The organism is Pseudomonas sp. PA-7-1E, assembly GCF_021605325.1.
GTDB lineage: Bacteria > Pseudomonadota > Gammaproteobacteria > Pseudomonadales > Pseudomonadaceae > Aquipseudomonas > Aquipseudomonas fluorescens_BV.
Genome location: NZ_WKFA01000022.1, coordinates 32989 through 58402, shown reverse-complemented (window position 1 = coordinate 58402; position 25414 = coordinate 32989). Strand labels below are relative to the sequence as shown.

At 54.8% G+C, this 25414-nt stretch carries 21 protein-coding genes; all 21 read right to left on the bottom strand.

The features are described from left to right. Positions 1–13: 13 nt before the first annotated feature. Complete coding sequence (locus GIW79_RS16065) at positions 14–1138, bottom strand: glycosyltransferase family 4 protein (RefSeq protein WP_054921858.1); 1125 nt, start codon at positions 1136–1138, stop codon at positions 14–16. After that, positions 1135–2154, bottom strand: coding sequence for a UDP-glucose 4-epimerase GalE (gene galE, locus GIW79_RS16060; RefSeq protein ID WP_072446731.1), 1020 nt, complete (start codon positions 2152–2154; stop codon positions 1135–1137). The genes GIW79_RS16065 and galE overlap by 4 nt, the downstream gene beginning before the upstream one ends. 104 nt (positions 2155–2258) lie before the next feature. Beyond that, the gene (locus tag GIW79_RS16055; RefSeq protein WP_236477387.1) at positions 2259–3275 is read right to left on the bottom strand and encodes an EpsG family protein; all 1017 of its coding nucleotides are present in this window, start codon (positions 3273–3275) and stop codon (positions 2259–2261) included. 32 nt (positions 3276–3307) lie between these two features. After that, on the bottom strand, positions 3308–4231 hold the full coding sequence (locus GIW79_RS16050) for a glycosyltransferase family 2 protein (protein ID WP_236477386.1): 924 nt from the start codon (positions 4229–4231) through the stop codon (positions 3308–3310). Continuing rightward, complete coding sequence (locus GIW79_RS16045) at positions 4188–5375, bottom strand: glycosyltransferase family 2 protein (protein WP_054921868.1); 1188 nt, start codon at positions 5373–5375, stop codon at positions 4188–4190. Before GIW79_RS16045 ends, GIW79_RS16050 begins: the two co-directional genes overlap by 44 nt. A 1-nt stretch (position 5376) precedes the next feature. Continuing rightward, positions 5377–6387: a polysaccharide biosynthesis protein gene (locus GIW79_RS16040; RefSeq protein WP_072446735.1), complete on the bottom strand. Its 1011-nt coding sequence runs from the start codon at positions 6385–6387 to the stop codon at positions 5377–5379. 11 nt (positions 6388–6398) lie between these two features. After that, entirely contained in the window at positions 6399–7754 is a 1356-nt protein-coding gene (locus tag GIW79_RS16035) for a lipopolysaccharide biosynthesis protein (RefSeq protein WP_172415458.1), read from the bottom strand. Next, entirely contained in the window at positions 7754–8902 is a 1149-nt protein-coding gene (locus GIW79_RS16030; RefSeq protein ID WP_236454168.1) for a DegT/DnrJ/EryC1/StrS family aminotransferase, read from the bottom strand. The genes GIW79_RS16035 and GIW79_RS16030 overlap by 1 nt, the downstream gene beginning before the upstream one ends. A 14-nt stretch (positions 8903–8916) precedes the next feature. Beyond that, positions 8917–9957 carry a DegT/DnrJ/EryC1/StrS family aminotransferase gene (locus GIW79_RS16025; RefSeq protein WP_197901033.1) on the bottom strand — a complete coding sequence of 347 codons (1041 nt, stop codon included), beginning with the start codon at positions 9955–9957 and terminating at the stop codon, positions 8917–8919. Positions 9958–10024: 67 nt separating this feature from the next. After that, entirely contained in the window at positions 10025–10831 is an 807-nt protein-coding gene (locus GIW79_RS16020) for a GNAT family N-acetyltransferase (protein ID WP_197901034.1), read from the bottom strand. Positions 10832–11299: 468 nt separating this feature from the next. Then, positions 11300–12643 carry a Wzz/FepE/Etk N-terminal domain-containing protein gene (locus GIW79_RS16015; protein ID WP_072446741.1) on the bottom strand — a complete coding sequence of 448 codons (1344 nt, stop codon included), beginning with the start codon at positions 12641–12643 and terminating at the stop codon, positions 11300–11302. A gap of 428 nt (positions 12644–13071) precedes the next feature. Beyond that, complete coding sequence (locus GIW79_RS16010) at positions 13072–13314, bottom strand: LapA family protein (protein WP_054921884.1); 243 nt, start codon at positions 13312–13314, stop codon at positions 13072–13074. Positions 13315–13338: 24 nt separating this feature from the next. Continuing rightward, entirely contained in the window at positions 13339–13635 is a 297-nt protein-coding gene (gene ihfB / locus GIW79_RS16005; RefSeq protein ID WP_003189779.1) for an integration host factor subunit beta, read from the bottom strand. A 130-nt stretch (positions 13636–13765) separates the two neighbouring features. Beyond that, on the bottom strand, positions 13766–14050 hold the full coding sequence (locus GIW79_RS16000) for a lipoprotein (protein ID WP_034126690.1): 285 nt from the start codon (positions 14048–14050) through the stop codon (positions 13766–13768). Between the two features lie 160 nt (positions 14051–14210). Then, complete coding sequence (rpsA, locus tag GIW79_RS15995) at positions 14211–15896, bottom strand: 30S ribosomal protein S1 (protein ID WP_003189774.1); 1686 nt, start codon at positions 15894–15896, stop codon at positions 14211–14213. Positions 15897–16016: 120 nt separating this feature from the next. Beyond that, positions 16017–16706: a (d)CMP kinase gene (gene cmk / locus GIW79_RS15990; RefSeq protein WP_003189772.1), complete on the bottom strand. Its 690-nt coding sequence runs from the start codon at positions 16704–16706 to the stop codon at positions 16017–16019. Continuing rightward, the gene (locus GIW79_RS15985; protein ID WP_236454193.1) at positions 16703–18913 is read right to left on the bottom strand and encodes a bifunctional prephenate dehydrogenase/3-phosphoshikimate 1-carboxyvinyltransferase; all 2211 of its coding nucleotides are present in this window, start codon (positions 18911–18913) and stop codon (positions 16703–16705) included. The genes cmk and GIW79_RS15985 overlap by 4 nt, the downstream gene beginning before the upstream one ends. A 28-nt stretch (positions 18914–18941) precedes the next feature. Further along, complete coding sequence (gene hisC, locus GIW79_RS15980) at positions 18942–20054, bottom strand: histidinol-phosphate transaminase (RefSeq protein ID WP_054898454.1); 1113 nt, start codon at positions 20052–20054, stop codon at positions 18942–18944. 9 nt (positions 20055–20063) lie between these two features. Continuing rightward, positions 20064–21158, bottom strand: a complete 1095-nt coding sequence (gene pheA / locus GIW79_RS15975; RefSeq protein WP_032902668.1) for a prephenate dehydratase — start codon at positions 21156–21158, stop codon at positions 20064–20066. Next, complete coding sequence (gene serC, locus GIW79_RS15970) at positions 21158–22243, bottom strand: 3-phosphoserine/phosphohydroxythreonine transaminase (protein WP_054921888.1); 1086 nt, start codon at positions 22241–22243, stop codon at positions 21158–21160. The genes pheA and serC overlap by 1 nt, the downstream gene beginning before the upstream one ends. A gap of 242 nt (positions 22244–22485) precedes the next feature. Further along, complete coding sequence (gyrA, locus tag GIW79_RS15965; RefSeq protein WP_032892792.1) at positions 22486–25140, bottom strand: DNA gyrase subunit A; 2655 nt, start codon at positions 25138–25140, stop codon at positions 22486–22488. Positions 25141–25414 lie beyond the last annotated feature (274 nt).

The following is a 25414-nucleotide window of genomic DNA, read 5'->3' as shown; positions in this document are numbered from 1 at the left end:
TAATACAAAAAGTTCAAACGAGATAAGTCATCAAACGCTGATTAACAACGCCAGCGTCAAATTTCTCCTGCGCCATCGCATGGCTTGCCAACCCCATTTGGACTATATCGTCTGGGTGTCTGATGAAATGGATCATCTTGTCAGAGAGTTCTTCCGCAGACCAAGGTGCAACCAAGTAACCGTTGACCCCGTCCACCACAGTGTCCCTACAACCGGGCACATTCGTAGTCAGGATCGCACGGCCAATTGCCATTGCTTCCTGAGTGCTCCGGGGGACGCCTTCACGATAATAAGACGGGAGAACAAAGACACTGGCACCGGAGACCCAGCCAACAACATCAGACACGTGCCCCGGATGCTCAATCACGCCTTCCATCTTCAGTCGCTCTAAATCGTGCGCCTTTAGTCCACCTGGATTCGACTCGTCAATCCCCCCAAGCATCACGAATCGCGCCTCGGGAAATTGTTCTTTCACAATCCGCGCCGACTCGATAAATATATGCACACCCTTTTCCGCCAAGAGTCGCCCGACAAATATGAAGCTCACGGGAGACACGGGAGGTCGGGAATAGGGGTAGTCACTCAATTTCAAGCCGATTCCGCCGAGCACTGAAATCTTATTGACCTTCAGACGATACTTATCAACCAAGTCAATCTGGTCATCTTTGTTCAAGAGGATCAATTGCTCAAGAAACGGAAACGCCATTCGATAAAGTGAAACTTGAACCCACTTTAACAGCTTGCGTTTAAACCCCATCCCCTCAGGGAGCTCCGTAAATACGTAGCCGAGGCCTTCCAACATTCCAACCCTGCGTTTGACACCTGCCAACACAGCCGCGAAAGTACCGAATATCACAGGCTTTGCAAAATATGAAAAAACCATGTCTGGCGCGATGGAGCGAAGAATTCTGGATAATTTCAGCGTCGAGGCAAGGTCATTTAACGGGTTTAATCCTGCCCTGCTAATGTGATAATCCATTGGAATGCCGCCCAACGCCCTGACGCCCTCGCGACTTGCACTGTCGTAGTCCAGAGCGAATGCGTAAACAACGTGGCCTTGCTCCGTCATCGCACGGATTAGATCAGCACGAAAGCCCAACACACAGGCAGCAGTAGTTCCTATCAAAGCAATTTTCATTTGGACTGATATCCATCCGGGTTGCTCTGTAACCATCTCCAAGTATCCCGCATCATATCCTCAAGGTCTAATTCCGCACGCCACCCTAGTTCTCTCAACGCCTTCGAGGGGTCAGACCAACATTCGGCAATATCTCCCGGCCTGCGCTCACAGATTTTCTGGGGGACTTCCACTCCTGACACTTTTTCAAATGCAGCGATCACTTGCAAGACAGAATAGCCCACGCCGGTGCCTAAGTTCCAAGCATGTAACCCAGTCTTCTCTGCTATATACCGCAATGCGCTAATGTGGCCGTTCGCCAAATCAGCAACATGAATGTAATCGCGCACGCCCGTTCCATCACACGTTGGATAATCATTACCGTAGATGGACAAATAGGGCAGCTTACCGGTTACTACTTTACTGATATACGGCAGTAAATTATTAGGCGTGCCATTCGGGTTTTCCCCAATCAGCCCGCTGGGATGAGCCCCCACCGGGTTGAAGTACCGAAGTGTCGCTATCGCCCATCGATCATCGGCGCGAACCAGGTCTTCGAGTACCTGCTCAACGATAAGCTTGGAACGACCATAGGGGCTTTTGGGCGCACCAACGGGATATTGCTCAGAGATAGGCATGACTTCTGGCTCGCCATACACTGTTGCCGACGAACTGAACACAAGCCTGAACACGCCCGCTGCCGCCATGGCAGAAAATAGTGAAAGGCTGCCCGCAACATTGGTTTGGTAGTATGCAAGGGGGTCTTTAACGCTATCCCCAACAGCTTTCAACCCAGCAAAATGGATTACGGCATCGAATTTATGCTCGCGAAAAAGCGTCGCGAGGAGTGCCTCGTCCAGAATGTCGCCGAGGACAAATAATGGCTCGCGTCCAGCTATCTGGGCAATCCGAACCAAGGAGACCTCGGAGCTATTAGCCAGGTTGTCAAGCACGACAACGTCCCAACCGACGCCCAGTAACTCGACCACCGTATGAGATGCTATGTAGCCAGCACCTCCAGTTACTAATATCTTCACAACTTCGTCTCCAACGGCCCTTCACGACCGCATGAATATAAAATGATCGAGAGCCAGATACACGCTCTGCTGCTGTTCACTAGATGCAGAATGAGGCTGCCTCTCTAATCTCCATTGGGAAAGCCGATAAAATGATAAGGCATGAACGGAGAGGGCCCAATACCCTCCTCGGCTACAAAATTCCTGTAGCCACTCGCCGCGCTCAAAACGCCCGCCATAATGAAGGCGAGTTTGATTGTTGTGTCAAATTTCAAGGCCAGACGGCTATAGGTCAAGAGAATCGCAACGGGAAAGGCGAAGGATATCAAATCCAAAAATCGCAAACCGGCATACGACACCGCTGACACCAACCAAAAAGAAATGGTGAAACCAGCGCCTAACACTATGAGTTTGGTTTTTTCCGCATTTGGAAGTTTTGAAAAGAACAACGCTGCCACGAACAGCAATAATACCCCGACCTTACTCAGGCCCGACAGCGGATTTGGAGACTCTGAATCCTGATAAGACAGCAATTTGGCGAGAAAGTAGTCACCATTCAAACTCAGTAAAAACAACAATGCACATACTACAAACGGGACAACCAAGACATTACTTGTCTTCACCCAACGAGACCACGATGCCCAGATAAACAGCAACGACACCAGAGACGAGTAGTGAAACAACAGGGCAGATACCGCCAGCACCATTCCAGATTTATACCTAAGCTGACGCACGTTCTGCGTGGCCAGCAACAGCAACATTGCCGCCAGTCCAATTCGTAACCCGTTCATGCTGTACTGATAAACAAAGGTCGGCAAAATATAGGCGATGAGCAAAAAACGTTCGTTCTTGTCGGCACGACCCAAGTATAGAAACAACATCGCAAAAATCAGAAAGCTGAGCACCCTCACTGCGATGACGCCTGAGTCTGAAACAGACAATAACGCTTTACCCAATAATACGAAACCCGGCTCCATGCCACCCCAGACATAGTCTGCCGAAAAGCCTTCAACGATCAACTCGTAGTTGGCCGTGTCTGTGCCTACGGCACCGCGCATGACCGAAAACACCATAAATACAATCAAAGATATTGCGATAAACAGGCGCGTCCTGTTACCCGCCAACCCGGTCAGGAAAAACATGAGATACAGTATGCCCCAGCCAATTAGATATATCATCCCAGGCTTGATCCCAACTTAATCTTAAGCACTCTGCGTATATAACGCATGACCGACCACCCTTTTAGGAGACTCCGACGGACAGATCCAATTCGACCCTCACGAAAAAGATGGTCATAGACATCCAGCTCCCCCTTTTCCATTGCCCACATATTACTGCTCAGTCCGGCATGCCCATAAATGGGCTTGTGGCAAAACGTCAAGGGCAACTCAAATGAATAGCCGCGAGCGCCACTACCCAGCAACTCGCACCACAGCAGGTAGTCCTCGCAGAACCTCTTATCCGTTGAAAAACGAAAAGCCACATCTTTCTTGATCATGACCGAGGGCGTTGAAAATCTATTGGATTTCAATAAAGCCGGGAAGGTAACTTGATAGAATCCTGCCTGCGAAGCGTTATAAACTTGATGCGGCATCGACTCCGAACTCAGCGTCTCACAGATCTGTCCGGTTAGCGTCACCTCTGGATTTTCCAGCATCCAGCCATACTGAAGCTCGATTTTCTGTGGGTGCCAACTATCATCGGAGTCTAGAAACGCAATATAGGGCTGCGACGCCATTTCCCATGCCGTGTTGCGAGCCGCTGCGGGTCCTGCGTTTTTTTCCAACGCGCAAACCCGCACCCAGTCCTCCGGGTACTCTGTGACCAATGACTGAAGAAAGTCTAGAGTGCCGTCCGGACTTGCGTCGTCGACCAGCAATACCTCGGCCGGTCTCAGCGTCTGGGCAAACACTGAATCAAGCGCACGCCGAATTGTTCCCTTGCAGCGATAACAAGGAATCACAACGCTCACGTTAGCAGACGTGGCGCTACGGGCGCCCTTTTCACACAGCATGTTCTGGCTCACACCTTCGTAATTATGAAGTAACAGAAGTTCACGAATTTGACTCAGGAAAATTGATCTTCGAGCCGCGCGCATCTAAGACTTCACGTAGTTTTTCGCTGCCGATCAACGTGTTGTTGAGCTGATCAAAAACCTCGACATTCTTCTCGACGTATCGTGCACGAACCCGGTTAATTATCCTTGACAAGCCCCATACAAATTCTGAACACACTGAAAATACTAACTGTGCAGTAATCTTCAGAACACCAAATTCTGCGCAAGCTGCCTTCAGGGAAGCCAATGTATATTTATACGAGCCTGGAAAGTAAACGAAACACTTCAATAACAACCTGCCAAAATTCGGATTCAGGCTCTTACCGCCTTGGGACTGAACTCTCTCGACGGCCTTAAGCAAAGAATACGACCACACCGTGGGAACCGAATAAAATTCGGGTATTCGGGCATCCCACACCAAGTTTTTGAACGGCGCAATATGAGCATTATCTCTTAACGCTCCGTAGTGCCCGCCCGTTACGCTCTTGCCTGAAGTACTTTGACCCGAGGCGCCTGGTACGATGACCGGATAATCGACCAGCACGCACGAGGTGGACTCAGTGGCGATCAGCAATGAACTGTAGATATCAGGACTGACGCCGCCAAACAGCGCGCCGTACTTCCCCTCAATCCTCTTGGCCAATGTGTTTGAAATCATACCTGCATACGCTCGCGGCATACCAAATACGCCACCGCCAAAATTATCCAGAGCGTAATTGACCGACGCTTTGACGTCGTGTCGAACCACATCACCTGTGAACGGGCTCATGTGCAGCGTGCCAAAATAAGAATCGCCACGGGTTGAATGTTTGAAATCATCCCAGTAGTACAACGCAGGAAAATTGAATTTCAGCGCATCAACATCGTGTTTTTTAGCCCAATGGGCAACATCAATTATTTCCTTCGCGACGAAATCATCATCGCCGATGAAAACTAAATAATCACCATCTGCCGACTGCAACCCAAGGTTGAAGTTATCGACCACACTGATGCCCTCAGTCGAACGAACCAACTTCAAGCGTGTTTCTGGATATAGACCTTTAAAGGCTTCTGATATTTCGTCAACCGGGCTTGAGTCACAAACCACTACTTGAATTTCTTCCGACAAATCCAATATAGATCGGATTGACGGAATCGCGTAGCGCGCCCGATTATGCGTAGGGATAATGACACTCAGAATGCTCATACTATTGACCAAGACTGTGCTGAATATAGGACAATGTCATGAGCAACTTCTTAATATCTTCGCCTTTCAGCAATTCTGTATTGTGCGACGTATAGTCGTCGATTGCGTTTGCCTCTGGCTGACCTTCAATAATAAATTTATCATAGTTCAGGTCGCGGTTATCCGCCGGAATTCGATAGTAACGTCCCATGTCTTTGGCTTTGGCCATTTCTTCTCGAGACACCAAAGACTCATAGAGTTTTTCGCCGTGTCGAGTACCAATAATATTAACCGGCACGTGGCTATCAAAAAGCTCCTTCAACGCGTTCGTCAGATCACCGATGGTACTGGCCGGCGCCTTCTGCACGAAGATATCACCCTGCTCGCCATGTTCGAACGCATGCAATACCAAGTCCACGGAGTCTTCAAGACTCATGAGGAACCGGGTCATGTTCGGGTCAGTCACCGTGAGAGGGACACCCGCTTTGATTTTATCCACGAACAACGGAATGACCGAGCCACGGGAGGCCATTACATTACCGTAACGGGTTGCGCACAACACTGGGCCGCCGTCGCGGACTGTCCGCGACTTTGCGATCAATACCTTCTCGCCCATCGCCTTGGAAATACCCATAGCGTTGATAGGGTAGACCGCTTTATCTGTACTCAGCAGAACAACGCGTTGTACTTTGTTATCAATCGCCGCATTGAGTACGTTCTCTGTACCGATGATATTGGTCAATACAGCTTCCATCGGGTAAAACTCACAAGACGGCACTTGCTTCAGTGCGGCAGCATGAAATACGTAATCGACCCCGGCCATTGCGCGACTGATGCTCTCGTAATTTCTCACATCGCCAATGTGAAATTTCACCTTGGGATTGTTCAGTGCAATCCGCATGTCTTCCTGCTTCTTCTCATCGCGACTGAACACGATGATCTCCTTAACCGCAGTGTCGAGAAAACGCTTCAGGACAGTATTACCGAATGAGCCTGTGCCACCGGTGATCATCAAAACCTTATTGTCAAACATACCTTCACCAATCAAACCAAGAAGAAAAACAGCAGCGCTACCACCGCTACAAACAACATCACTGCTGAAGACACCAATAGCGCCGAAACTCTCGCGTAGCCTTTTACATCCGGCAGGGTCATCGCCCTGCCCCACGAAACCATAGTCGATGACGCATGATAGGCCGAGTACACATAACAGATCGCTTTTACGTCGCCAGCGGAGGCGGCCAATATCGTCATGACCAGCGTAGCGATCGTCAATAAGCCTGACATGGTCGCCTGAAACCTGAAGTCTTTGGCATAGATTAACAGGCTATAAGGGATAAATCCGAAAGCCCCGATCGCAACACCGGGTAAAAGTATCGCGAGATAGGCTGAAATCAGCTCGTTATTAGCACCTGGCCCCACCCAAAGCGTGATGAGAGGTTCACGGAACCACCAGAGTACAAAGGTCGGTAGCGCGGTCACTACGAAGACCGAGATGGTGAACCTGATAATTATCTTACGCGCGTCACTGCGCACTCCGCTCGCTGCTGTACGCAGCATGATCGGTTGAAAATACTGGCTGACTGGCCCTGCGAGAATCGAAATCGGGGCCATGCAAAGCAAGCTGGCGAGGTAATAGGGCGCGACACTGGCAGCAGAAGTAAAAAATGAGATGATTGGTTTGTCGAGCTGCGTCACCGCGGCACCCGCCGCAGAGAAGATAACCAGCGCACCACCCGCCTTCGTGAGGTTGAATGCTTCAGAAAAAGATGGCCAATCAGCCTTTTGGACCCCGAGTGATGTGTCCGACAGATCTTTTATCAAGATCAGTCGAGACACCCACCAATGAATAATCGTAGTTACCAGTTGGGTGTATATGAACACATCCAGAGTCGCTGAAAACACGTACATTGCAATGACAGTTAAGGCTGCTCTTAGCGACACACCTATCACCTGCAAAGCGCTACCCGATATATATTGCCTGTTGGCGATCAGCATCGAATAGTAAAGGTTTTGCAGCACCAAAAACCAAAACAGTAGGACTACCGCAACGATCGCCCCCCAGCTGATGCCCAGCTCAGTAATAAACAGCTTGACGCCCACTGCAACAAAAAACAAAAACCCATAAAATCCAGCGAGACTAAGCTCCGCACTTCTAAGCAACTTGATTAAGGGGGATTTATCTTTGTCTGATACAGAAACCTCCCTTCCCAGCAGCGTTGACATCCCCAAGTCCATCATCACCAGAAGGGCTTGAAAGGACAGAATCACCGCGATGCTGCCAAACTGACTCGCACCGAGCATACGGCTATAAATAGGTAAAAAAACAAAAGCTACCAATAGGCTGGACGATCGCCCAGCGTACAGCATCAGCATCCTGCTAATAACGGACATATTCATCATTTCGCACAATCGGTCATAGTATCCGCAGGGCCTCTCAGTACGCCCTTCAAAGACGCTGTGACCGTCAGCAAGTCATCCTCATCGAGCCACCAACCACATGGCACACCTATTATATGATGCTGAAGGAAATCGGTGTTCGGCAGATATTGCGGCGCCGCGTCAAACCCACTGTAGATATCGTTTCTTTGATGAATACTTGAAACCATGACTCCGGACTGCTTGAGCCGGCAAATCACTTCATCTCTATTTTCAACAAAAAACAGTAACACCCAATAGGCGGATTGATCACCCTCCAATACAGGCACAGGTGTCAAACCGTCCATATCCCTAGTTAACTCCAGCAACGCTTTGGCATTAGACTGTGTAGCTGCCTGCCGGGACTGCAAGGATGTCATTTGAGCATATCCCAAAGCCGCGCACATATTATTCAGCGTCATGCTCCAGCCAATTTCTGGCACATCCGAGCTGCTATTTATCTCGCCAATAGCTGATCGGAAAGTGCCGAAGTCGATACCAAAGCGCCGTAGTTTGCGGGCTCTTTTCGCCATGTCAATACTTCGGCATGCCAGCGCGCCACCTTCAGTGGTATTGATCTGTCGGTTTGGATAAAACGAATAAATGGCAAAGTCACCATAAGCGCCAACCGGTAGCGAAGCGTGCATAGCAGACAAAGCGTTATCACAGTCTTCTATCAAGACAAGATTATGCTTCTTGCATATTTCTGCTATTTCACGGGCTGGCCCAGGATAGCCAGCAACATGATATAGAATAACAGCTCTAGTCTTTGGCGTGATCTTCGATTCGAGGTCTGCAACGTCCATGGTAACCGAGCGCGGGCTAACATCCACCCAGACAGGAACCGCTTTACTCTGTGCAATTGCTGAGTTGGTGGAGAGACAGGCAAACGCCGTGGTGAGCACCTCATCCCCATCCTTTACACCAGCCAAATACAGAGCAAGATATAAAGCCGTCGTCATATCGATGGTGGAAACTACATGGGGCAAGCCGGCAATTTTTTCCAACTCGGACTCAAACTTTGCCACCCACTCTCCGCCCGCGATTCTCCCGGAACGTAAAACTTCCACAGCAGCTTGTTCCATTTCAGGAAGCATGACCGAGTTATACAGAGGGACGTTGTTGAGCATAGTCAAATCTCTAATCAGCCGCGTTTCAAGGCTGTAACAATTTTCTCACGATCCTCATCCGAGACCCACCAACCGCAAGGTACATGAATCAATTTTTTATAGAAAGCGTCCAATTGTGGCATCGGCCTCACGAACTCTTTGAATACCGAATGAAAGTGATTGGGACGGTGCAACTTCGACGCCATTACGCTCTCTTCAGCCAAGATACGCTCAACATCATCCGAATCATCCGCTAGTAGCGTATAAAGCCAGTAGGCAGACTGTGCATTGGCTTCATACTTAGCTGGCTGAAGTCCAGGGATATTCTGTAATGCCTGATCTAGGTATCGGCCGTTAGCCTGATGCCGCTTCAACAGTGGCGTTATATATTCAAGTTGCTTGAGCCCGATAACGGCCGCCACGTTATGCATGTTGTATTTATAACCCACACGCGTTATATCGACTTCGGTGCGAGGAACGCCCTTGGCCAATCCAAACCAACGCAAGCGACGCGCCTCTGCAATTTTCGCAGCATCCTTCACCACCAAGGCACCGCCGTCCACGGTGGTCATGTGCTTGATCGCCTGAAAGGAGAAGATCGAATAATCACCAATCGTTCCAATGGACTGATTTCCATAAGACGCTCCCAGTGCATGGGCGCAATCTTCTATCAGACAAAGCCCGTGACGATCGGCTATGGATCGCAGCTCAGTCAACCGCGCAGGATATCCGGCATAATGGACAACACAAATAGCTTTTGTATTCTCTGTAATCAGGGCTTCCACAGCTGAGGGGTCAAGATTACCTGTCAGACTGTCAACGTCTGCGAAAATTGGCTTGGCACCGATTTGTAGAATCGTCGTATTCGTCGGCTCAGCCGTCATTGAGGTGGTGATGACCTCATCCCCAGGCTCGATCCCGCCAAGCAGCATAGCCAAGTGCAAGGCGGCCGTACCGCTGCTCGTGGCGACTACGTTCTGGAGACCAAACAATTGCGCAAATGCCGCTTCGAATTGATAAACAAACTCGCCCTCTCCAATCATTCCGCTATAGAGCACCGCTTCCAAGGCGGGCATCAGTACCTCTTTGGGAGGCATTGCGACCTTAACAATAGGTAACATTGGAAGACTACTAGACATTCATTTAGATCCGATCAATAAGTTTAATAGGGTGCACTTTCAAGGGACGGCTTGTTAACCACTTGATCATTCGAACCGCTCCCGGCACAAGATCAACTCTGAAGCCTCTTTTAGTCAACTCCGCCACCAATGTACTCTGTGCGCAGACATTGATGACCCAAGGCTCTGCCATAACAGCCTGGATCAAACTCGCCACCTGCGAGTCCTCCCCTTGCCACTCGGCCAAGGTTACGCGATTTGCTCCGCCTAAAAGAATCAACTCAGCGCATTCGCTTTTAATCCGTTTCCCATGTAAAGCAAACGGCGGAAGACCACGTTCTCGGTCGTGCGTATCCGAGCCAGGCCAGTCGCTCGTTACGTATTCAATATTTTCAGCACACTCGCTAGGGAGATAGATCGACCCTATTGAGTCTCGCTCGTCAAAACGGAAGCCATGCCGGTCGTAGATGCCTGGTTTCTGAGTCCAGAGCACCAATGCGGATAGACCATTATGCATAGCATGGTCCATCGCAGCCGACATCAATTCAACACTCAAGCCTGCCCCCCTCCACTCCTCATGTACGCAGACTAAGCCGATCAGTCCTACCGACTCACCGGTGGGTAGCTCAATTACCCTGATAATCAGAGCGGCTATGGCAGACTCCAGGTTGGAGGGGTCTCTGATTTCAAGGCAAGTCACTTCCCGATCATTTTCCAACCAGGGAAAATGAACCTGCAAGCTAACCCCACGGCCACGAGAGGAAAAGAAAACATCCCAGAATAGCGCTCGGGCAGCCTCAGAGGCCCCAGCACGCGCGATCACATCAGACATTATGAGTGCCCGACCTTTGAGTGACGATCGGCCACTCCACAAGCGTCGCCAGCCAGATAAACTTCACAGGCAGCACATTCGACACCATTCTCGCTCCCTCAAAAACTGCTTAGAGAATTCCCCTGACCATTCTCAACGTTTAAACATCAAGAGTGATAGCAAGCGGTATCCAATTTTGAACCAACACTCAGTGTAGCGGGTGAAAAAAACAGTCAAATTTACTGATCGGGTGCCATTTGATAGAAGTTTAAACAGGAGCCGACCAAACCTGCACAGGGACGGTGCCAGGCCAGCAAGCGTAAAGCGCGCCCGAAACAGAGCAAAATGCGATGATCTCGGCCTGTCGGATTGGATACGACGCGAACGAGCGAGTTCCGAAACCAAACCAAAAAGTCGCTCTCACCCTCACAATTGCTCAGTGACTTTAATGCCTGGCATTGCTCGCCCCTCTCTACAGTGCTTACGGCACTATTTTTCTCGGCTCGCAATCGACAGTTGGGCGCCCGCAAGTGAGCTTGACGCACGCAGCCTATTCCGCGAGTTAATCCCTGAGGTTTCGAAAAGATAACGGCCCAACACTACTACCAATCCTAACAGGAGGCCAAGTGCCAGGCCTGCAAGAATGATCAGTGTCTTTTTAGGCCGAATTGGCGCCAAAGGCTCCAGTGCTCGTTTATCCACCGTCACCAGCTTGAGCCGGCTTATGTCGATACTGAGTGCGGACAGGCGGGCCTCTTCGGCCCTGAGAGACTCCACACCACCTAGAAAAATATCTTCATTATCGCGCCGGCCCAATACTTCTGCCTCGCGGTTAGCCTGCAGCAGTTGAAGCTCTTTTGCGATCTGGGCAATTCGACCATCGGTAAAATCATCAGACTTACGCTGCGCCAACGCTGAGCGCTCAGCCTCGAGAGCTTCGACACCCATGAAGTACAACGGAATCTGCTGATTATTGATTTCAGTACGCATGGTCCCAGTCGAACTGGCTCGATCCGAGTCGCCAAGCGATGAGGGCGTAGTAGGCTTGCGTATCCCAAGTGACTTGGCAATGCCGATCGCCTCCGTAAGCTGTGCGATACGATCCCCACGCAACGCCTTTAGCTGCGCACGCAAAGCCTTGAGCTCATCCTGCAATTGCGCGCGGCGCAAATTATCAGTCTCTCGCAAAGCCGCAATCTTGGCCTCTTTTCCAATTTGGTAACTGGAACGAGCAGCCTCCAACTTGCCCTTGAGCTCACTCAAGCGATTTTTAACGATTACACGCAGATCGCCAGCAATTTGGTCTCGCTCAGTGGCGATGGCGTAATCAACAAAACCGTTGATAATCGCGACACCATCAACCCCCTGCGGGTATGTCATCTCGACGCCAATAAAGGAACTGAGAGCATCTACCTTTTTTGGATCAGTGAGAATAAGACGAATGGAGTTGCGATTAAACTCTTCGAAGCTTTGCTCCAACGTTCTGCCGGGGCGCTCAAACGCCTGAAAGAGCTTTGGATTGGAACGGAAAAACCCCAACCGGGTGTCGTAGGACTCCAGAGAAGCCCCCACCCTGATGAGTGCTGCACTAGGCGGCAGTTGATAAATTTCCGAGCGATTAAGCGCGTCGAGTTCGTTGATCGCAGCAGGTCGCAGCACGCTGCTGACCTCATACTCCGGAACCACTGAATAGGCATAAAAGCCAGCCAGCAACCCAAAAACAATGGACGCGCCTAAAATTAATTTCTTATGCAGCCAGGCAGCGCGCATGAGTTGCGCAAGATCAATTTCGTCGGACGGGGGTACCGGCGGAGCGCGGAAGCTACTACTCACAACAAAAACCTGCCTTCAAAGAGAAACTGCGGGCTCGTTATGCAGACAAGATTGTGTGTGTACTTTTATTTTAGTTGGATGACCGCTAAAAACTCAGCGTCTCTGCCAAATTTTTAGCGCACAAAATGCCCGTTATCGAGAACAGATTCCATTTTGCCATCTCCCAGCCATAATACAAGTCTTGAATTCCTATAGGAACTTTCCTAAAATTCGAAAGAAAAATCGCTTTAGCCCCTCTCCCAGACACAAACATGAAAAAAATTCTAAATCAGCCCCACGCCATTCAATAAAATGGACACGCACGCCCCCTCCCTTGATTCAGCATCCCGATCAAATGCGGCGTGAAAAGCTTTGTGGAAGATATTTATCTGACAGGCGGTAAAAGCTGCAGCCTACAAAGCCGGTGAACGAGCTAGTGACAATCCACTCTAAACCCGCTCTGCCCTCATCGCCCCACCTCTTCTACCGCGGATGAAGATAGCAATCAGCGGCCCAATCAACATCCCCAAAATCAAAGCCACCACCACAAACACCGCCACCGGCATCTGCGCAGTACTCCACCCCAGGAATGACAGCGCCACGCCCTGCTGGTTCTCCAGCACAAACGCCAGAACCACCAAAGCCGCAAGCACTGCAATCAACACCGCAACAACGCGCTTAACCCCACGCATACTCTTCTCCTTCCCCAAAAACACTCAGACGCCTTCTTCCTCTTCTTCGTTCACCCGATCGCGCAATTCCTTGCCCGGTTTGAAGTGGGGAACGAATTTGCCGTCAAGGCTGACGGATTGGCCGGTTTTTGGGTTGCGGCCTACGCGCGGTGCGCGGTAGTGCAGGGAGAAGCTGCCGAAGCCGCGGATTTCGATGCGATCTCCGGTGGCCAGGCATTGGGACATTTGCTCAAGCATGGTCTTGATAGCCAGCTCCACATCCTTGGATGAGAGCAGCCCTTGATGGGTGACAATTCGTTCGATCAACTCCGACTTCGTCATATTTTTCCCTTCTTTTTCAAGCAGCTAGGAAAAGCGCTCCGAAGGTTTTAGCATGAGTTGATGAATTTGAACAGCCCATGCGTCAACTTATGTGGGGCTGAATAAACACGCTCAGCGAGCGGTCAACCCCTTACTTACAGATCACCAACATGGTCCGCGTCACCGCGCCAGCAGGGTTCCAGCCGAACAGGTAGTCGCCCTCTTCGTCCTCCGCATCACTGGAGCGGGTAATGACCTTATAGCCCTGCATCTTGCACTCACGGGCGGCGCGTTTTTCGCATTTTTCCCACTTATTACCCAAGCCAGAGCAGTCGATCTCGATGCCGCTGACGCCACGCTTGGCGTGGGTCTTGGCGCTGGTAGAGGAGCAGCCTGCAAGCGCCAGCAAAGCGAATACTACGATAATTCTGTTCATTCAAACCCTTATTGAGTCAGCAACGCGAAATAGCCGTTTTTAAAACTATAGTCAGTTCTGACATTGGGCTGAACACCTTCGTTCGGTGCAGTTGCTTCATCAAATTTCAGGCACAAAAAAGGGCGACCGAGGTCGCCCTTTTTCTACAGCTTTACAGAACTTAGTTCTGCTTAGCCATTGCCTGGCGCAGCAGTGCCGCCATGGTGGTGTCAGCAGCAGCTTCCGGAGCAGCTTCTTTCAGGCTCTGGATAGCTTCTTTCTCTTCCACTTCGTCCTTCGACTTGATGGAGAGCTGAATCACGCGGCTCTTGCGGTCAACGCTGATGATCTTGGCTTCTACTTCCTGGCCTTCTTTCAGAACGTTGCGCGCGTCTTCAACGCGGTCACGGCTGATTTCGGAGGCTTTCAGAGTCGCTTCGATATCGTCGGCCAGAACGATGATGGCGCCTTTGGCGTCAACTTCTTTCACAGTGCCTTTAACGATGGCGCCTTTGTCGTTCTCTTGAACGTACTCGGAGAACGGATCGCTTTCCAGTTGCTTAATACCCAGGGAGATGCGCTCGCGCTCTGGGTCAACCGACAGGATAACGGTGTCCAGCTCGTCGCCCTTCTTGAAACGACGAACAGCTTCTTCGCCAACTTCGTTCCAGGAGATGTCGGACAGGTGAACCAGGCCGTCGATGCCGCCGTCCAGACCAATGAAGATACCGAAATCGGTGATCGACTTGATGGTGCCGGAGATTTTATCGCCCTTGTTGAACTGGCCAGAGAAATCTTCCCATGGGTTAGATTTGCACTGCTTGATGCCCAGGGAGATACGACGACGCTCTTCGTCGATGTCCAGAACCATAACTTCCACTTCGTCGCCGACTTGTACGACTTTCGAAGGGTGGATGTTCTTGTTGGTCCAGTCCATTTCGGAAACGTGTACCAGGCCTTCCACGCCTTCTTCCAGCTCTGCGAAGCAGCCGTAGTCGGTCAGGTTGGTAACACGCGCGGTTACGCGAGTGCTTTCTGGGTAACGAGCCTTGATAGCAACCCATGGATCTTCGCCCAGCTGCTTCAAGCCCAGGGAAACGCGGTTACGCTCACGATCGTACTTCAGAACCTTGACATCGATCTCGTCGCCAACGTTGACGATTTCGGAAGGATGCTTGATACGCTTCCAAGCCATGTCGGTAATGTGCAGCAGGCCATCGACGCCACCCAGATCGACGAATGCGCCGTAATCGGTGAGGTTCTTGACGATACCTTTGACTTGTTGGCCTTCCTGCAGGGATTCCAGCAGAGCTTCACGCTCGGCGGAGTTCTCTGCTTCCAGCACGCTGCGACGGGAAACGACAACGTTGTTGCGCTTCTGGTCGAGCTTGATGACTTTGAATTCGAGTTCTTTGCCTTCCAGGTGCGTGGTGTCGCGCACTGGACGAACGTCGACCAAAGAACCTGGCAGGAACGCACGGATGCCGTTAACGTCGACAGTGAAGCCGCCTTTAACCTTACCGTTGATAACGCCCTTGACCACTTCTTCAGCTGCGAAGGCTGCTTCGAGAACAATCCAGCATTCAGCGCGCTTGGCTTTTTCACGGGACAGCTTGGTTTCACCGAAACCGTCTTCAACCGAGTCCAGAGCAACGTGAACTTCGTCACCGACATTGATAGTCAGGTCACCAGCATCGTTGTAGAACTGTTCCAGCGGGATCAGAGCTTCAGACTTCAGACCAGCGTGAACGGTTACCCAGCGAGCTTGGTAATCGATATCAACGATAACACCGGTGATGATGGAGCCTGCCTGAAGGTTCAGGGTTTTTAGGCTTTCTTCAAAGAGTTCCGCAAAGCTTTCGCTCATTTTAATTCCTGTTGATAAGGGCGAAGAATACGCCCATCTCCACACCCCAGACGGTGTGGGTCAGTTTCAGTTAAAAGAAGCCACCGCAGGACTATGACTGGTCCCCTGCGGCCTTCTTGATCACCCGGCGATATCGCGAATGGCGATTTCACTCATGATGCGTTCCAGCACCTGCTCGATGGACAGCTCCGTGGAATCCAGCTGTATGGCGTCAGCCGCCGGTTTGAGCGGGGCTACCGCACGCTGGGTATCACGCTCATCGCGTGCACGGATCTCATCTAGCAGACTCGACAGACTAACACCATCGACTTTGCCCTTCAACTGCAAGTAACGGCGGCGTGCCCGCTCCTCGGCGCTGGCGGTCAGGAAAATCTTCAGCGGCGCCTCGGGAAACACCACCGTGCCCATGTCGCGGCCATCGGCCACCAGGCCCGGCGCCTCCTGGAATGCGCGCTGGCGCTGCAGCAGCGCCTCGCGCACGGCGGGCAGCGCAGCCACTTGGGAGGCGCCCGCGCCGATACTCTCGGTGCGAATCACATCGCTGACTTCATCACCTTCCAGAATGATGCGCTGCAACTGACCCTCGGTCGCCGCAATGAACTGCACATCCAGATGGGCGGCAAGCTTCGTCAGCAATTCTTCGTTGGTCAGGTCAACACCATGGTTGTGCGCAGCAAACGCCAGCAGGCGGTACAGCGCGCCAGAATCCAGCAGGCACCAACCCAGGCGCTTGGCCAGAATGCCAGCGATTGTGCCTTTGCCCGAGCCACTAGGCCCGTCGATGGTAATCACCGGTGCTTTGATATTCACAATTGAGCCTCTTGGGCAACACGGATGCCGACTTGGGCACACAGTGTCAGAAAGTTCGGAAAAGACGTAGCAACATTGGCGCAGTCAAGGATACGAATAGGCGCCATCGCCCGCAGGGAAGCCACACTGAACGCCATGGCAATCCGGTGATCGCCATGGGCATGCACTTCACCGCCGCCCATCGGGCCACCGTCAATGATAATCCCATCAGGCGTGGGTTCACACTTCACGCCCAGGGCCAACAGACCGTCGGCCATCACCTGGATACGATCGGACTCCTTGAGCCGCAACTCCTCGGCACCGCGCAAAACGGTGCGACCTTGAGCGCAGGCTGCGGCAATAAACAGCACAGGGAACTCATCAATCGCCAACGACACCAGGGCCTCTGGAATTTCGATGCCCTTGAGCGCGGCGGCACGCACACGTAAATCCGCAACCGGCTCGCCGCCCACCTCGCGCTGATTTTCGAGGGCGATATCAGCCCCCATCAGCCGCAGGATATCGATTACCCCGGTGCGGGTCGGGTTGATACCGACATGCTCCAGCAGCAGCTCGGAGCCCTCGGCAATCGAGGCCGCCACCAGGAAAAACGCCGAAGACGAAATATCCCCCGGCACTTCAATACGCGTAGCGGTCAACCCATGCCCCGACGCCAGCGACGCCGTCGCGCCCTGCACCGCCACCGGGTAACCAAAGCCGCGCAGCATGCGCTCGGTATGGTCGCGGGTCGGTGCTGGCTCGGTCACCGAGGTTTTACCCTCAGCGTACAACCCCGCCAACAACAGGCAGGATTTCACCTGGGCACTGGCCATGGGCAGTACATAGTTCAAGCCTTTGAGCGACTGCCCACCACGAATGCTCAGTGGCGGACGCCCGTCCGGCCCCGTCTCGATGATTGCGCCCATTTCCCGCAGCGGCTTGGCTACGCGGTTCATCGGGCGCTTGGACAGCGAGGCATCGCCGGTCAGCACGCTGTCGAAGCGCTGCGCCGCCAATACACCGGCCAACAGGCGCATCGATGTGCCGGAATTACCCACATAGATCGGCCCCGGCGCAGCCTTCAGGCCATGCAGGCCGACACCGTGAATGGTCACGCGCCCATGGTGCGGGCCCTCGATCACCACGCCCATGTCGCGAAAGGCCTGCAAGGTCGCCAGGGCATCTTCACCCTCAAGGAAGCCCTCCACCTCGGTCACACCTTCGGCCAACGACCCCAGCATGATCGAGCGATGAGAGATCGACTTGTCACCCGGCACGCGGATGCGCCCGCTCAAGCGGCCACCCGGGCTGGCGATGAAGGTCAAGTCATCGGTGCTCACTGCGGTTTCCATGTAGGCCCGGCGCGCGAGGATCTTGCTGAAATGTTCACGCGCCACCCGTGCACGGGTGAACACGCCCAGCAGTTGATGGCCGTCTCCCGCATCCACCGCATCGCGCAAGGCGTCGAGGTCACTGCGGAAGGTGTCCAGAGTGCGCAACACCGCTTCGCGATTGGCGAGGAAGATGTCGTGCCACATCACCGGATCGCTGCCGGCAATCCGCGTGAAATCGCGGAAGCCGCCGGCGGCGTAGCGGAAAATCTCGAGGTTCTCGTTGCGCTTGGCCAAAGAATCCACCAAGCCAAATGCCAGCAGATGCGGCAAGTGACTGGTCGCTGCCAACACTTCGTCGTGACGCTCGACCTGCATATGCTCTACATCCGCGCCCAGCTCGCGCCAGAGACGATCCACAACTGCCAACGCCGTGGGATCGGTTTGCGCAAGCGGCGTCAGGATGACCTTATGCCGACGGAACAGCTGCGCATTGGATGCCTCCACCCCGCTCTGCTCGGACCCCGCGATTGGATGGCCCGGCACAAAGCGCGGCGGCATCCCACCAAACGCCAATCGTGCCGCACGCACCACGTTGCCTTTGGCGCTGCCCACATCGGTAAGAATCGCTTGCCCGAGGTCCATACCAGCCAGTACTGCCAGCAATTTCTCCATGGCAAGGATCGGCACGGCGAGCTGGATCACATCCGCGCCCTGGCACGCAACGGCCAGGTCCGCTTCACAGCGGTCCACCACGCCCAACTCCACCGCCAACGTGCGCGACTGCGGGTCGAGGTCCACGCCCACCACTTCGCCACACAGCCCGCTTTCACGCAGGCCCTTGGCGAAGGAGCCACCGATCAACCCCAGGCCGACCACCACCAGGCGACCGATCATAGGCACAGCAGGTTGCAATGCAGTGACATCAACCACGGGCCAGAACCTTGGCCAACGCCTCAAGGAAGCGGCTGTTCTCAGCCGGCAAACCGATGGTGATACGCAGATGGTTCGGCATGCCGTAGTTGGCCACCGGGCGCACGATCACGCCCTCGCGCAGCAAGCCCTGGAACACCGGCGCAGCCACCTGGCCGAGGTCGACGCAGATGAAGTTGCCCTTGGACGGAATCCAGCCCAGGCCCAGCTCACGAAAACCTTCCTGCAATTGCAGCATGCCGCTTTCGTTGAGACGACGGCCTTCTTCCAGGTATTCGGCATCCTTCACCGCCGCACAGGCGGCCGCCAGGGCCAGGCTGTTGACGTTGAACGGTTGGCGCACGCGATTCAGCACATCGGCGACCACGGGGGTGGACAAGCCATAACCAACCCGCAACGACGCCAGGCCATAAGCCTTGGAGAACGTACGCGACACCAGCAGGTTCGGGTAGGCCGCGAGGAAATCCAGGCCGTCGGGCAGCTCGCTGCCTTCGGCGTACTCGATGTAGGCTTCGTCCAGCACGACCAGCACATGCCCCGGCACGTCCTGCAGGAATTCGTTCAGTGCCTGCTCGTCAAACCAGGTGCCGGTCGGGTTGTTCGGGTTGGCGATAAACACCACGCGAGTCTGGGCATCGATGGCCGCCAGCATCGCCGGCAAGTCATGGCCCCAGTCCTTGGCAGGAATCACGCGAGCATCCGCCCCCACCGCCTGAGTCACGATCGGGTAGACCGCAAACGCGTGCTCGCTGAACACCGCATTCAAGCCTGGCGCCAGGTAAGCACGGGCGACCAGCTCAAGGATGTCGTTGGAGCCATTGCCTAGGGTCACCTGGTTGAGCTCGACCCGGCACTTGTCCGCCAGCAAAGACTTGAGCGCAAAACCGTTGCCATCGGGATAACGGGTCAGTTCGGCCAGCTCTTCACGAATCGCCGCCAACACTTTTGGGCTCGGGCCCAGCGGGTTTTCGTTACTCGCCAGCTTGACGATTTTGGACGGGTCCAGATTCAACTCGCGGGCCAGTTCGTCCACAGGCTTGCCTGGAACGTAAGGCGAGAGTTGTTGCACGCCCGGCTGCGCCAGGGCGAGGAAGTTGCCACTCATGTCAAAGCCTCACAAAACCGCTTTCGGGTAAGAGCCCAGCACCTTGAGTGCCACGGCTTCCTGACTGATTTTCTCCAGCACGCCCTTGACCAGAGGGTCGCGGTGATGGCCCATGAAGTCGATAAAGAATACGTAGGTCCACTTACCGCTGCGCGAAGGACGAGTCTCGATGCGCGTCAGGTCAATCCCGTTGTCGTGGAATGGCACCAGCAGCTCATGCAGCGCGCCGGGCTTGTTGCTCATGGAGACGATGATCGAGGTCTTGTCGTCGCCGGTCGGCGGCACTTCCTGGCTGCCGATCATCAAAAAGCGCGTGGAGTTATCCGGGCGATCTTCGATCTTTTCGGCCAGGCGCGTCAGGCCGTACAGGCCGGCAGCCATATCGCCGGCAATCGCCGCCGAGTTCCACTCACCCTTGACCCGCTTGGCCGCCTCGGCGTTGCTGGACACCGCAACGCGCTCTACATTCGGGTAATGGGCGTCCAACCACTTGCGGCACTGGGCCAGGGACTGGGCGTGGGAATAGATACGGCTGATGCTGTCAGTCTTGGTGTTTTCACCCACCAGCAGGTGGTGGTGGATACGCAGCTCCACCTCACCGCAGATGACCATGTCGTGCTCAAGGAAGCTGTCCAGCGTGTGGTTGACCGCGCCTTCGGTGGAGTTTTCCACCGGCACCACGCCAAAATTCACCGCACCGGCCGCGACTTCACGGAAGACTTCGTCGATGGCCGCCATCGGCTTGCTGATCACCGCATGGCCGAAGTGCTTCATGGCTGCCGCCTGGGTGAAGGTGCCTTCAGGGCCGAGGTAAGCCACTTTCAGCGGCTGCTCCAGCGCCAGGCACGAGGACATGATTTCACGGAACAACCGCGCCATCTCTTCGTTGCCCAACGGGCCCTTGTTGCGTTCCATCACACGCTTGAGCACCTGGGCTTCACGCTCGGGCCGGTAGAACACCGGCACTTCGCCTTCCGCCAGGGACGCCATTTTCACCCGGGCCACTTCCTGGGCGCAGCGCGCGCGCTCACTGATCAGTTCCAGGACCTTTTCGTCCAGACTGTCAATGCGTACGCGCAGGGCCTTGAGTTCTTGCTCAGACATTAGCCGTGTTCCTTCTCGAACTCTGCCATGTAGGCAACCAGCGCATTGATGGCGTGGATGTCAACGGCGTTATAAATGGAGGCGCGCATGCCACCCACCGAGCGGTGGCCCTTGAGGTTCAGCAGGCCGCGCGCGTCGGCGCCGGCAAGGAACGGCTTGTCCAGGCGGTCGTCGGCCAGGCGGAACGGCACGTTCATCCACGAGCGGTCGCTGAGGTTGATCGGGTTGCTGTACAGGCCGCTGGCGTCGATAAAGTCGTACAGGACGCGCTTCTTCTCTTCGTTGAGCTTGCCCATGGCCGCCACGCCGCCCTGCTCCTTGAGCCATTCGAACACCAGGCCCGACAGGTACCAGGCAAACGCCGGCGGGGTGTTGTACATCGAGCCGTTATCGGCCGCGACCTTGTAGTTGAGCATGGTCGGGCACACCGAGCGGGCGCGACCCAGCAGGTCTTCGCGGATGATATTGACCAGGATGCCGCTCGGGCCGATGTTCTTCTGCGCGCCGGCGTAGATCATGCCGTACTTGGACACGTCGATCGGGCGCGAGAGGATGTCCGAAGACATGTCGCACACCAGCGGAACGTCACCGACTTGCGGCACCCAATCAAATTCCAGGCCGCCGATGGTTTCGTTCGCGACGTAGTGAACGTAGGCCGCGTCCTTGGTCAGCTTCCACTCGTTCTGACCGGGAATGGCGAAGTAGTCGTAGGGCTTGGCGGTGCCCGCCACGTTCACATGGCCGTAGCGCGAGGCCTCCTCTATGGCCTTCTGCCCCCAGATACCGGTGTCGATATAGTCGGCAGTGCCGCCTTCGGGCAGCAGGTTCAGCGGTAACTGGGCGAACTGCTGGCTCGCACCACCCTGCAAGAACAGCACTTTGTAATTGGATGGGATGTCCAGCAGGTCGCGCAGGTCCTGCTCGGCCTTGTTGGCGATAGACACGAACTCATCGCTGCGATGGCTCATTTCCATCACGGAGAGGCCTTTTCCATGCCAGTCGAGGAGTTCACCCTGCGCACGCTGCAGGACTGCTTCAGGAAGCGCCGCGGGACCGGCACAGAAGTTATAGGCTCTCTTGCTCACATCCAATCTCACTCTGATCTGGTGGGGCTGCAATCATGTCAGCAACGCCCTCGTTCTGGAGCGGACATCTGTGGGAGCTGGCTTGCCTGCGATAGCAGCGCCGCGGTATCACTGAATGACCGAGGCGCCTGTATCGCAGGCAAGCCAGCTCCCACATGGACCGCGTCCAGGCAAAGGGCGCTGTATTTCATACGGGACAAACAACAAGGGGGCGAATCTTCATCCGCCCCCTGTGTGTCCGCTTACTCCTGCGGTTCTTCTTCGTCTGCGGCAGCGTCGAGGGTTGGCTCGTCAACGTTGTCATCGCCAGCTGCGATCACCTCGCCTTCAAATTCCTCACCTTCGAGCTCTTCACCTTCGACTTCCGAAGGCTCCTGCACACGCTCCAGGCCGACCAGTTTTTCGTCCTTGGCCAGCTTGATCAGGGTCACGCCCTGGGTATTACGGCCCAGGCTCGACACTTCCGCCACACGGGTACGCACCAGGGTGCCCTGGTCGGAAATCAGCATGATCTCCTCGCCATCGAGCACCTGCACCGCGCCGACCAGACGGCCGTTGCGGTCGTTGCTGACCATGGCGATCACGCCCTGGCCGCCACGCTTGTACTCCGGGAACTCACTGATGGCGGTACGCTTGCCATAACCACGCTCGGAAGCGGTGAGGATCTGGCTGCCTTCTTCCGGGATCAGCATCGAAATCAGCTTCTGCCCTTCCGGCAGGCGCATGCCGCGTACACCCCGGGCGGTACGGCCCATGGCACGCACGTCGGATTCCTTGAAACGTGTGACCTTGCCGCCGTCGGAGAACAGCATGACTTCGCGCTCGCCATCAGTGATGGCTGCGGAAATCAGCACGTCGCCTTCATCCAGCTCCAGGGCGATCAGGCCCACGCTGCGTTGACGGCTGAAGGATTCCAACGGGGTCTTCTTCACGGTGCCTTTGGCGGTGGCCATGAAGATGAAGTGGCCTTCGGTGTATTCCTCGACCGGCAGCATGGTGGTGATGTATTCATCACTGTCCAGGGGCAGCAGGTTGACCAACGGACGGCCACGGGCAGCGCGGGAGGCTTCCGGGATCTCGTAGGTCTTGAGCCAGTACACCTTGCCCTTGCTGGAGAACAGCAGCAGCGTGGTGTGGCTGTTGGCGACCAGCAGGTGAGCGATGTAGTCCTCATCCTTCACGCCGGTAGCCGATTTACCCTTACCACCACGACGCTGGGCCTGGTAGGCCGCCAACGGCTGGGTCTTGGCATAGCCGCCGTGGGAGATGGTCACCACGCGCTCTTCTTCCGGGATCATGTCACCCAGGGTCAGGTCCAAGCGCGCATCGAGGATTTCGGTGCGGCGCACGTCGCCGTATTCGGCGCGGATCACTTCCAGTTCTTCGCGGATCACTTCCATCAGGCGCACGGCGCTGCTGAGGATGCGGATCAACTCGCCGATCTGGTTGAGGATCTCCTGATACTCGGCCAGCAGCTTCTCGTGCTCCAGGCCAGTCAGGCGGTGCAGGCGCAGTTCCAGGATGGCCTGGGCCTGCTCTGGCGACAGGAAGTACTTGCCTTCACGCAGACCGTATTGCGGGTCCAGGGTCTCGGGGCGGCACGAGTCGGCGCCAGCGCGCTCAACCATCGCGACCACGGCGCTGGATTCCCAAGGCGTGCTGATCAGCGCTTCCTTGGCTTCCGACGGGGTTGGCGAGGCCTTGATCAGGGCGATCACCGGATCGATGTTCGACAACGCAACCGCCTGGCCTTCCAGGATATGGCCGCGCTCGCGGGCCTTGCGCAGTTCGAACACGGTACGGCGGGTCACTACTTCGCGACGGTGACGCACGAAGGCTTCCAGCAGGTCCTTGAGGTTCAGGATGCGCGGGCGGCCGTCGATCAGGGCAACCACGTTGATACCAAACACGCTTTGCAGCTGGGTCTGGGCGTAGAGGTTGTTAAGGATCACCTCGGGCACTTCGCCGCGGCGCAGCTCGATGACCACGCGCATACCGTCCTTGTCGGACTCGTCGCGCAGCTCGGTGATGCCTTCCAGCTTCTTCTCTTTAACCAGCTCGGCGATCTTCTCGATCAGGCGTGCCTTGTTCAGCTGGTAAGGGAGTTCGGTGATGACGATCTGCTGGCGGCCACCGACCTTGTCGATGTCTTCGATCATCGAGCGGGCACGCATGTAAATGCGCCCGCGGCCAGTGCGGTAGGCTTCGATGATGCCGGCGCGACCGTTGATGATCGCGGCGGTCGGGAAGTCCGGGCCGGGGATGTATTGCATCAGCTCATCGACGGTCAGCTCAGGGTTGTCGATAAGGGCCAGGCAACCGTCGATGACTTCACCGAGGTTGTGCGGCGGGATGTTGGTGGCCATGCCCACGGCGATACCGCTGGAACCGTTGACCAGCAGGTTGGGAATCTTGGTGGGCATGACAGCCGGGATCATTTCGGTGCCGTCGTAGTTCGGCACCCAGTCCACGGTTTCTTTATGCAGGTCGGCCAGCAGCTCGTGCGCCAGCTTGGTCATGCGCACTTCGGTGTATCGCATGGCTGCGGCGTTGTCGCCGTCCACCGAACCGAAGTTGCCCTGGCCGTCTACCAGCAGGTAGCGCAAGGAAAACGGCTGCGCCATCCGAACGATGGTGTCGTACACCGCAGTGTCGCCGTGAGGGTGATACTTACCGATCACGTCACCGACAACACGGGCAGATTTCTTGTACGGCTTGTTCCAGTCGTTACCCAGCTCGCTCATCGCGAACAGCACACGCCGGTGCACGGGCTTCAAGCCATCGCGCGCATCAGGCAGTGCCCGACCGACAATTACGCTCATCGCGTAGTCGAGGTAGGACTGTTTCAGCTCGTCTTCGATATTGACCGGGAGGATTTCTTTGGCCAGTTCGCCCATGAGAAGCCTGATTCCTTTTTCGGGTGAAACCTCGTCACATCCATTCGGGACGAACGAAGCTCGCCGCTGCCGGCACGGTGCCTGACAACGACTTACGACAAATCAACGAGTTATGACACGGATCTGCACGTTATAGGCAACCCCTCGGGGCAGCCCTGGAAACCGCCGGATGTTATCACAATCGCCGCCACGCACCTATCCCCCTGATGCGCATGGAGGCTAGTAATTTGACGGATGACAGGCTTGAAGGGGACGAGAGGGGCTCAGAGGCGCG

Excerpts from the sequence above, each read along its gene's own strand:
- GIW79_RS16010 (WP_054921884.1), bottom strand. The coding sequence starts at position 13,314 with ATGCGTGGGGTTAAGCGCGTTGTTGCGGTGTTGATTGCAGTGCTTGCG.
- gyrA (WP_032892792.1), bottom strand. The coding sequence starts at position 25,140 with ATGGGCGAACTGGCCAAAGAAATCCTCCCGGTCAATATCGAAGACGAG.
- GIW79_RS16025 (WP_197901033.1), bottom strand. The coding sequence starts at position 9,957 with ATGCCCGCCTTGGAAGCGGTGCTCTATAGCGGAATGATTGGAGAGGGC.
- GIW79_RS16050 (WP_236477386.1), bottom strand. The coding sequence starts at position 4,231 with ATGCGCGCGGCTCGAAGATCAATTTTCCTGAGTCAAATTCGTGAACTT.
- GIW79_RS16030 (WP_236454168.1), bottom strand. The coding sequence starts at position 8,902 with ATGCTCAACAACGTCCCTCTGTATAACTCGGTCATGCTTCCTGAAATG.
- GIW79_RS16040 (WP_072446735.1), bottom strand. The coding sequence starts at position 6,387 with ATGTTTGACAATAAGGTTTTGATGATCACCGGTGGCACAGGCTCATTC.
- ihfB (WP_003189779.1), bottom strand. The coding sequence starts at position 13,635 with ATGACGAAGTCGGAGTTGATCGAACGAATTGTCACCCATCAAGGGCTG.
- hisC (WP_054898454.1), bottom strand. The coding sequence starts at position 20,054 with ATGAGTGGCAACTTCCTCGCCCTGGCGCAGCCGGGCGTGCAACAACTC.
- GIW79_RS16055 (WP_236477387.1), bottom strand. The coding sequence starts at position 3,275 with ATGTTTTTCCTGACCGGGTTGGCGGGTAACAGGACGCGCCTGTTTATC.
- GIW79_RS16000 (WP_034126690.1), bottom strand. The coding sequence starts at position 14,050 with ATGAACAGAATTATCGTAGTATTCGCTTTGCTGGCGCTTGCAGGCTGC.
- GIW79_RS16045 (WP_054921868.1), bottom strand. The coding sequence starts at position 5,375 with ATGAGCATTCTGAGTGTCATTATCCCTACGCATAATCGGGCGCGCTAC.
- GIW79_RS15985 (WP_236454193.1), bottom strand. The coding sequence starts at position 18,913 with ATGATCGGTCGCCTGGTGGTGGTCGGCCTGGGGTTGATCGGTGGCTCC.
- GIW79_RS16020 (WP_197901034.1), bottom strand. The coding sequence starts at position 10,831 with ATGTCTGATGTGATCGCGCGTGCTGGGGCCTCTGAGGCTGCCCGAGCG.
- pheA (WP_032902668.1), bottom strand. The coding sequence starts at position 21,158 with ATGTCTGAGCAAGAACTCAAGGCCCTGCGCGTACGCATTGACAGTCTG.
- GIW79_RS16065 (WP_054921858.1), bottom strand. The coding sequence starts at position 1,138 with ATGAAAATTGCTTTGATAGGAACTACTGCTGCCTGTGTGTTGGGCTTT.
- GIW79_RS16035 (WP_172415458.1), bottom strand. The coding sequence starts at position 7,754 with ATGAATATGTCCGTTATTAGCAGGATGCTGATGCTGTACGCTGGGCGA.
- rpsA (WP_003189774.1), bottom strand. The coding sequence starts at position 15,896 with ATGAGCGAAAGCTTTGCGGAACTCTTTGAAGAAAGCCTAAAAACCCTG.